The organism is Methanoculleus sp. UBA208, from assembly GCF_002498065.1.
Classification (GTDB): domain Archaea; phylum Halobacteriota; class Methanomicrobia; order Methanomicrobiales; family Methanoculleaceae; genus Methanoculleus.
In genome coordinates this window covers 1-788 of record NZ_DAFZ01000038.1, presented here as the reverse complement: position 1 = coordinate 788, position 788 = coordinate 1, and the positions used below count along the sequence as shown (strand labels likewise).

At 55.3% G+C, this 788-nt stretch carries 1 protein-coding gene; it reads left to right on the top strand.

Going from position 1 to position 788, the window contains the following annotated elements:
• Positions 1-157 precede the first annotated feature (157 nt).
• Positions 158-788: TIGR04083 family peptide-modifying radical SAM enzyme (locus BRA62_RS03315; protein ID WP_292364800.1), on the top strand; the 631-nt coding region annotated here is incomplete at its 3' end.

Sequence of the window (788 nt, the reverse complement as noted above, 5' to 3'; positions counted from 1 at the left end):
GGAAGCCGTGTCAGAGATCTGGCACAGGATGTTGATTAATTCGCCTGGAACACACGTAAGAGCGCTCTAAACGGAATGGATCTTCACCCTCGAGGTAATTTTAGGGTTCAATACCCACATGAATAGATTTTACATCTTCCAGAGAGAAGTGAGTGTAATGAAGAGCCCTTTTCACATCATGATCATCCCCACGCTCGGTTGCCCGTCAAAATGCAGCTACTGCTGGAGTTCTGATGAAAGGTCTCCGAAGATGAGTATCGAGACCGTCCGGGAAATAAAGGAGTGGCTCAAGGACTACCAGTCCAACCAGATCACCATCACCTTCCACGGGGGAGAGCCCCTCCTTGCAGGCGCGGACTTTTACCGGCAGGCGCTTCCCATCCTCTCCGAAGGTCTCGCCCATCTCGAACCGACGTTCGCCCTGCAGAGCAACCTCTGGAAGCTCACCCCGGAGATGGCCAAAATATTCGCAGAATACAATATTCCCGTCGGCTCCAGCATCGACGGCCCCGAGGAGATCAACGACCTGCAGAGGGGAAAGGGCTACTACCGAAAGACCATGCGGGGCTACGAGATAGCACGAGAAAACGGACTTGAGGTCAGGTTCATCTGCACGTTTACCTGCCGGTCGGTCGAGCGTAAGGAGGAGATCTTCAACTTCTTCCTGCAGAACGGGTTCCCGCTCAAACTGCACCCGGCGCTGCCGTCGCTCCGGAGCGATGACCCGAAAGAGTGGGCGCTCGAGCCGGAGGCCTACGGGGAACTGCTGGTGTACCTCCTGGACAGGT